General features: G+C 57.5%; 10 protein-coding genes and 1 tRNA gene. 10 read left to right on the top strand and 1 reads right to left on the bottom strand.

Annotation, left to right across the window (positions count from 1 at the left end; genetic code table 11):
• Positions 1 to 147 precede the first annotated feature (147 nt).
• The 5 genes from QP868_RS11840 to QP868_RS11820 all read left to right on the top strand — a co-directional run bounded on the left by QP868_RS11840 (position 148) and on the right by QP868_RS11820 (position 2936).
• Entirely contained in the window at positions 148 to 537 is a 390-nt protein-coding gene (locus QP868_RS11840) for a hypothetical protein (protein ID WP_284926769.1), read from the top strand.
• A 130-nt stretch (positions 538 to 667) separates the two neighbouring features.
• Complete coding sequence (locus QP868_RS11835) at positions 668 to 874, top strand: hypothetical protein (protein WP_284926768.1); 207 nt, start codon at positions 668 to 670, stop codon at positions 872 to 874.
• A 67-nt stretch (positions 875 to 941) separates the two neighbouring features.
• Positions 942 to 1397 (top strand): FAS1-like dehydratase domain-containing protein, encoded by a 456-nt coding sequence (locus QP868_RS11830; RefSeq protein WP_284926767.1) that lies wholly within the window; start codon positions 942 to 944, stop codon positions 1395 to 1397.
• A complete protein-coding gene (locus tag QP868_RS11825; protein ID WP_284926766.1) occupies positions 1390 to 1863 on the top strand; it encodes a MaoC family dehydratase in 474 nt (157 codons plus the stop codon). The genes QP868_RS11830 and QP868_RS11825 overlap by 8 nt, the downstream gene beginning before the upstream one ends.
• Positions 1860 to 2936: a UDP-N-acetylmuramate dehydrogenase gene (locus QP868_RS11820; RefSeq protein WP_284926765.1), complete on the top strand. Its 1077-nt coding sequence runs from the start codon at positions 1860 to 1862 to the stop codon at positions 2934 to 2936. The genes QP868_RS11825 and QP868_RS11820 overlap by 4 nt, the downstream gene beginning before the upstream one ends.
• Positions 2937 to 2945: 9 nt before the next feature.
• On the opposite strand, the gene QP868_RS11815 is transcribed toward QP868_RS11820, so the two are convergent.
• Positions 2946 to 4001: an adenosine deaminase gene (locus QP868_RS11815; protein WP_284926764.1), complete on the bottom strand. Its 1056-nt coding sequence runs from the start codon at positions 3999 to 4001 to the stop codon at positions 2946 to 2948.
• A gap of 143 nt (positions 4002 to 4144) precedes the next feature.
• On the opposite strand from QP868_RS11815, the gene QP868_RS11810 reads away from it, so the two are divergent.
• From QP868_RS11810 to rplA, 5 genes are all read left to right on the top strand, one after another.
• Positions 4145 to 4217: transfer RNA gene (locus QP868_RS11810), tRNA-Trp, on the top strand.
• Between the two features lie 36 nt (positions 4218 to 4253).
• A complete protein-coding gene (gene secE / locus QP868_RS11805) occupies positions 4254 to 4514 on the top strand; it encodes a preprotein translocase subunit SecE (protein ID WP_284926763.1) in 261 nt (86 codons plus the stop codon).
• Between the two features lie 49 nt (positions 4515 to 4563).
• Complete coding sequence (nusG, locus tag QP868_RS11800; RefSeq protein ID WP_284926762.1) at positions 4564 to 5376, top strand: transcription termination/antitermination protein NusG; 813 nt, start codon at positions 4564 to 4566, stop codon at positions 5374 to 5376.
• 176 nt (positions 5377 to 5552) lie between these two features.
• The gene (gene rplK, locus QP868_RS11795) at positions 5553 to 5990 is read left to right on the top strand and encodes a 50S ribosomal protein L11 (protein ID WP_005885886.1); all 438 of its coding nucleotides are present in this window, start codon (positions 5553 to 5555) and stop codon (positions 5988 to 5990) included.
• Between the two features lie 59 nt (positions 5991 to 6049).
• Complete coding sequence (rplA, locus tag QP868_RS11790; protein ID WP_284926761.1) at positions 6050 to 6745, top strand: 50S ribosomal protein L1; 696 nt, start codon at positions 6050 to 6052, stop codon at positions 6743 to 6745.
• Positions 6746 to 6909 lie beyond the last annotated feature (164 nt).

Raw genomic sequence — 6909 nt, 5'->3', positions numbered from 1 at the left:
GCATGTATAACCGCCTGAAGCCCTACGGAACACTGGGCAAGAAGCCCCTACCGTACACACTTTTTGGCCTATAACCCACTTTTGTGTCGTAACGCCGAGCAAAGCTGTTGATCTATCTTCTTGCGTTTCGTTTTGAGGAGCCCTCGTATGTCGTTTGCCCCTGTTCGTTTTGTGTCTGCCGCCACTCTTGCTTTCGCCCTGCTGGTCACCGGGTCGGTGGCCACATCTGCTCCAGCAGAAGCTGCTCCCCGCGCCAAAAAGTGTGCGGTATCCGTGTCCAACAAGAACCCCAAACAGTACTCCACTACATCGGTGAACGTGTCGAAGGTTGGTAAGAAGGCTAAAGTTTCTGTCTCAGTCAAGTACAAGACCACCACGAACACCAAACGCACAACTGCAAATTCCCGTGGACAGGTAGCGGTGAAGTACAACGTGTATCGTGCGACCCCTAATCGCAAGGTGAACGTGAAAGTTGTGGCCACGAAAGGTAAGAGCCGTTGGGTATGCTCGACTTCGTTCACTCCACGGAGGCGGTAAGAATCCCTTCATGCTTTGAAAGCTGCCACGTTCGGATCCCCTCCGGATGTGGCAGCTTTGTTTTCGTCCAAACGCGTCGAATTCCCGCATACGCTAGTGTTGAAGCATCCCCAACCATAAAGGTCTGAGCATGATCGCTACTCTTCTTGCCGTCGACATCCCCCTCATCATATTCATCGGGATAGTAGTCCTTCTAGGGCTAGCGTTCATCGCGGGCGTGCTGTTCATCTTCTTGGTTCTCCCCGGCAAGTCGGCGGCCAGGCGTCGACGCGAACGGCGTGAAAACCGTCGTCGCATGCTCGCTGAGTTCGTGTTTGACATCCTTGACCGCAGGTAGTCGAACGCGCCACCCCTCGAAGACCAATCAACCTGACCTCAAAGAGGCGAAACGATAGGCTTGAGTTATGTCAGTGAATACAGACCTCCAAGGGTCCAGCTACCGGTTGGACAAGCCGGTAGAAGTGGGCCAAGAAAAGATCGCAGAATTCGCGCGCGCAGTCGGCGCCACCCACCCCTCACACTTTGACGCGCAAGCCGCGAAAGACCTCGGCTACGGTGCGCAAGTAGCACCACCCACCTTCCCCGTGATGATCGCGCAGCGTGCGGAAGCCCTGTACATCGCTTCGGAAGAAGCGGGCATTGACTTTTCGCGTGTTGTTCACGGTCAAGAACAGTTCACCTACACCCGCCCCGTTGTTGCAGGTGACCTGTTGAACGCTGAGTGTTTTGTGGACGGAATCCGGGAAGCCGGTGGTCACGCAATGATCACCACCCGCACGGAACTCACCGACGCACGCACGGAGGAACCAGTTGTGACCGTGACGTCCACGATCGTTGTACGAGGAGGCGAGGATGCCTAACATCACCCCAAACGTTCAGGTTGAGGATGCTTCGGCAAGCACGCTGGAAGTGGGCCAGGAAGTGCTCACTGCGACCGTTGAACTTTCCCGCGCTGACCTGGTGAAATACGCTGGCGCGTCTGGTGACTTCAACACGATCCACTGGAACGAACGCTTCGCAAAAGAAGTGGGCCTGGACAACGTGATCGCCCATGGCATGCTCACCATGGCCACCGCCATCACACCCTTGACCGACTGGCTGGGCGACCCGGGCGCCATCCTGGACTACCGCACCCGCTTCACCAACCCAGTGGTGGTCCCTGACGCAGAATCCGGCATCCCCGAACAGCCAACGGTGACTCTCACCTCGGTCATTCGCGTGGGCGCAATCGACGCCAAAGCGGGCACGGCGCGCTTCGACATCGACGTCAAAGAGGATGACACCGCTGTACTGGGTCGCACGCAGGTAAAGGCTCACATCAAGTGAACCTGTCTGAACTGACCACGTTACGGGTGGGAGGTCCGGCGTCACAACTGACAACGGTCACCACCCGCGACCAGCTCATTCAGTTCTGCGCTGAGCATCCCCTGTCGCCTGGTTCTGAGCCCGTTTTGTTCATTGCTGGCGGGTCGAACCTACTGATCAGCGACGACGGATTCGCCGGTCCCGTGTGTCTGATTCGCACCCAGGGCATTACTGAAACCCCTGGTGAGAATGGGCGTGTGCGCGTGCGTGCGCAGGCGGGTGTCACGTGGGACGAATTCGTGAAGCACACGGTTGATTCCGGGTTCAGCGGGCTAGAGGCCCTGTCCGGGATTCCCGGGTCTGTGGGTGCCACACCCGTGCAGAATGTGGGGGCATACGGCGCCGAGGTCGCAGAACTGATCTGTTCCGTCACCCTTTTCGACAGGGTCGAAGGCGACGTGCGAGAGTGCGCGCCCGACGAACTGGAGTTCGGGTACCGCACCAGTTTGCTGAAAACCTCGGCGGCCCAGCTGGGGCAGCCACGGTACATCGTTTTGGATGTGGAGTTTGAGCTTGAGCGGGCAGGGAAGTCGGCTCCTGTTCGATATGGGCAGTTGGCTGCGGCCTTGGGCGTGGAGATCGGTGAGAGTGCCCCGCTCGCCGAGGTGCGTGAAGCTGTTGTACGGCTCCGGGCTTCAAAGGGAATGGTGCTCAACCCTGAGGATCACGACACGTGGTCTGCCGGTTCCTTCTTCACCAACCCCATCCTGCCTGCCAACCCTGGGCCTGGCGATCCGCGCGTGCCTGAAGGTGCACCCACCTATCCTGTCCGTAACCCCACCACAGGTGAGGTGGACGAAAAGGTGGTCAAGACCTCGGCGGCGTGGCTCATTGACCATGCGGGATTCGAAAAAGGATTCGCGCTCAACGAGCGCGCCTCCTTGTCCACCAAGCACACGCTCGCACTGACCAACCGTGGCCAGGCGCGGGCGGAGGACATCGTAGAGCTCGCACGGCACATTCGCGACGGAGTGGCCCAGGCTTATGGCATCACCATGCACCCGGAGCCTAACTTCGTGGGGTGCCAGATTTAAGGTTTCCGATTAGTGGGAATGGCCGGTCACGCGGGCTTCCCATGCGTCGATATCGGCGTGTGCGCGGGTGACAACGTGGCGGGGTGCCGTGGAAATGGTGAAGGAGTCGCGAGCCAGTTGCGCCAACTCCGAGGCGGTAAAGCCCATCCGCTGAGCGATCGCATACTGTTCGGTGATGCGCGGACCAAAGATCAGTGGGTCGTCCGCCCCTAATGCCACCTTCGCGCCGGCACGCACCAACGTGCGAAGTGGGACGTCCTCGGCGGTGGGGTACACCCCCAAAGACGCATTCGAGGACGGGCAGACTTCCAGGCCCACGCCTCGGGAAACAAGGGCTTCTAGCAACTGCGGGTCTTCTGCCGCGCGCACCCCGTGCCCCAGCCGGGTGGGGTTCAAGGCGTCTAGAGTGGTGCGAATGTGGTCCGGGCCTAAGAGTTCACCACCGTGCGGAAACGAGGCGAGCCCAGCGTTGCTGGCGATGCGAAAGGCGGGTGCGAAGGTAGTCGTGTCGCCGGAGCGTTCGTCATTGGACAGCCCAAAACCAACCACAGTGCTCGGGCCATTTCCGGCATGTTGAGCAGCCAGCCTGGCCAGTGTGCGGGCGTCCAGCGGGTGTTTCATGCGTGAAGCCGCAACGATGATCGCAACCCCAAAGGTTTCGTCAGACTGGTTGCGGGCCTCATCTAGGACCACCTCGAGGGCAGGCGTGATCCCACCTATTTTGCCTGCGTAGCCTGTGGGGTCCACCTGGAGCTCGAGCCAGCGCACACCTTCCGCCTTGTCCAGTTTGGCTGCATTAGCGACGACCGCGCGCAAAGCATCTTCGCCTTGCACAACCGTGCGAGCCGAGTCGTAGAGTCGCTGGAAACGAAACCACCCGCGCCGGTCAGGTGAGAGCCTCATGGGGTCATGGCGCATAAACACCCGGGGGAGTCGCACATTGCGGGCCTGGGCTAGTTCCTGGAGTTTGTCTACCGTGAGTGAACCTGTGAAGTGCAAATGCAGATGCGCCTTGGGTAGCTGGTTCAGCTGTTCGGTAGTTACGGGTGCCAGATCATTCACCATGGCCTTAGTGTAGGCGGTTGAGTGTGACGTGAGGCGTGATTCGAACGGGTCGGTTCGACGAAACGGCGGTGAACCATGTAAGCTTTCAGTTCGGTAGATTCACTCGGTACGCATCGGGTGAGCTTCTGGCCCAAATAAGGCTTAGGGGTGTGGCGCAATTGGTAGCGCAACGGTCTCCAAAACCGTAGGTTGCAGGTTCGAGTCCTGTCACCCCTGCTCAGGAAAGTAAAACGACTACTTCAGTGAGGACGCGTGGCAGAATCAGGCAAAGGCACCGAAGCCGTAGACCACAAGCGTCGTGGTTTCTTCGGTACGATCGCTCGTTTTTTTGCGGAAGTCATGTCGGAGCTGAAGAAGGTTGTCACTCCAACCCGTAAAGAACTGATCAACATGTTTGGTGTAGTTCTGGGCTTTGTCGTCGTGATGATCGTGATCGTCTTGACAGTTGACTTCGTCTTCGGCAAGCTCATTGGCTTCGCGTTCGCACGTACGCCTATATGGCCACTGTGGTAAGCGACCGCGACTGCTACATCACCCTAAGTAACTCATAAAAGGAGAAACGTTGTCGGAGAATATCTCGGAAGCTGACGAGACCGCACAGTCCGCGGAAGCGACGGAAGTTGCCGAGACCGCACAGGCGGAAGAAGTTAACGCGCCTGCGGACAGCGCCACGGAAACCAGCGCTGACGAAACCAACGTTGAAAACACCTCGGGCGCGGAAAGCGCTGACGACAGCATCGCTGAGGACGCCTCTGACGCCCGCGAAGAATTCCTGCGCGAACTTCGCATGAAAGAAGGCGACTGGTACGTCATCCACTCCTACGCGGGCTATGAAAACCGCGTAAAAGCAAACCTGGAAAACCGTACTGTCAGCTTGGACATGGAAGACTACATCTTCGAAGTCCAGGTTCCTATGGAAGACGTCGTTGAGGTCAAGAACGCTCAGCGCAAGACCGTGCGTCGCGTGCGCATCCCAGGCTATGTGCTAGTGCGCATGGAACTGACGGACGAATCGTGGGGTGTCGTTCGCCACACGCCAGGTGTGACTGGGTTCGTGGGCAACGCGTATGACCCGATCCCGCTGACCATGGATGAAGTTGTCTCTATGCTGGCGCCTGTTATCGAAGAACATGAAGCTGCGCGGGCAGCTGAAGAGGGCGAAGCTCGCAAGGCCGCTGAAGCTGCGAGTGGTTCGGAGATTGTTGTCGAGTTTGAGGTCGGCGAAACGGTCATGGTTAAGGAAGGGTCCTTCGAAGGCCACCCAGCTACCATCCAGGAAATCCGCCCCGAACAGCAGAAGCTCACTGTTTTGCTTTCGATTTTCGAGCGCGATGTCCCAGTTGAGTTGGGCTTCGGTCAGGTTTCGAAGATCTAACCAGAGTTTGCGCTTTTTAAGCGCCGAGGTCGTGCAACTGTGAGTTGCACGACTTCAGTTTCCATTCCCACGAGATACGTGGAATAATGTTGGAGTTTGATTGTGAGGACTATCGGATTCTCGCAATCTCACCTTCACGGCACAAGCCGTGAAGACAGTCAAGATTAAGGACCACAATGCCTCCCAAGAAGAAGGTAACCGGTCTGATCAAGCTGCAGATCCAGGCAGGTGCTGCTAACCCAGCTCCTCCAGTTGGTCCAGCTTTGGGTCAGCACGGTGTCAACATCATGGAGTTCTGCAAGGCGTACAACGCTGCGACAGAAAACATGCGTGGAAACATCGTTCCGGTTGAAATTACTGTTTACGAAGACCGTTCGTTCACGTTCATCACCAAGACTCCTCCTGCAGCTCAGCTCATTAAGAAGGCTGCTGGTCTGAAGTCCGGTTCGGCAACTCCTCACACGGTTAAGGTGGGTCACCTCACTAAGGACCAGGTGCGTGAAATCGCTGAAACCAAGATGCCTGACCTCAACGCGAACGACATTGAAGCAGCGTCGAAGATCGTTGCTGGTACTGCACGTTCCATGGGTATCACCACGGACGTAGAAGTCTAAGAAGTTTATTTGGTGGTAGGGCCAGCGCGGCCCAGACCACAACTGCAAGGAGATAGCAGATGGCAAAGCGCTCAAAGGCCTACTTGGCCGCAGCCGAAAAGATTCAGGCTGAAACATACTATGAGCCAGCGCAGGCAGTTGCGCTGGCGAAGGAAACTTCGGTTGCAAAGTTCGACGCAACCGTCGAAGTTGCCCTGCGCCTGGGTGTTGACCCACGTAAGGCCGACCAGATGGTGCGAGGCACCGTCAACCTCCCGAACGGAACTGGTAAGACTGCTAAGGTCCTGGTATTCGCTGCTGGTGACCGTGCGGAAGCTGCCCGAGAAGCAGGTGCTGACTACGTTGGCTCCGATGACCTGCTTGAAAAGGTAGCCGGTGGTTGGACTGACTTCGACGCTGCTGTTGCAACCCCCGACATGATGGGTAAGGTCGGTCGTCTGGGTAAGGTTCTGGGTCCACGTGGCCTCATGCCTAACCCTAAGACCGGTACCGTGACCATGGACGTTGCTAAGGCAGTGTCCGACATTAAGGGCGGTAAGATCGAGTTCCGCGTGGACAAGCACTCGAACTTGCACTTCATCATTGGAAAGGTGTCCTTCACCGAAGAGCAGTTGCAGCAGAACTTCAAGGCTGCAATGGATGAAGTTCTTCGTCTGAAGCCTTCGTCTTCGAAGGGTCGTTACATCACCAAGGCAACTGTGACCACCACAAACGGTCCTGGTGTTCCGATCGACACTTCCGACCTGCGCGCATAAGACGCTTTTTCACAAGTGCCCCGAACCGGTTTATGGTTCGGGGCACTTTTGCGTTTTGGGGGTGTTCGCCCCCGTGCCAACAACTCAGGGTTAATGCTCAAAATGTGTGTATGGGCCTGGCGTGTCAGGGGTGTCTTCCTGCCCATCCTTGTCGGAGTTTGATG

It is taken from the genome of Brevibacterium sp. UMB1308A, assembly GCF_030230605.1.
Lineage (GTDB): Bacteria > Actinomycetota > Actinomycetes > Actinomycetales > Brevibacteriaceae > Brevibacterium.
Note: the sequence above shows the minus strand (reverse complement) of the source record. Positions and strands in the feature narration are given on the sequence as shown.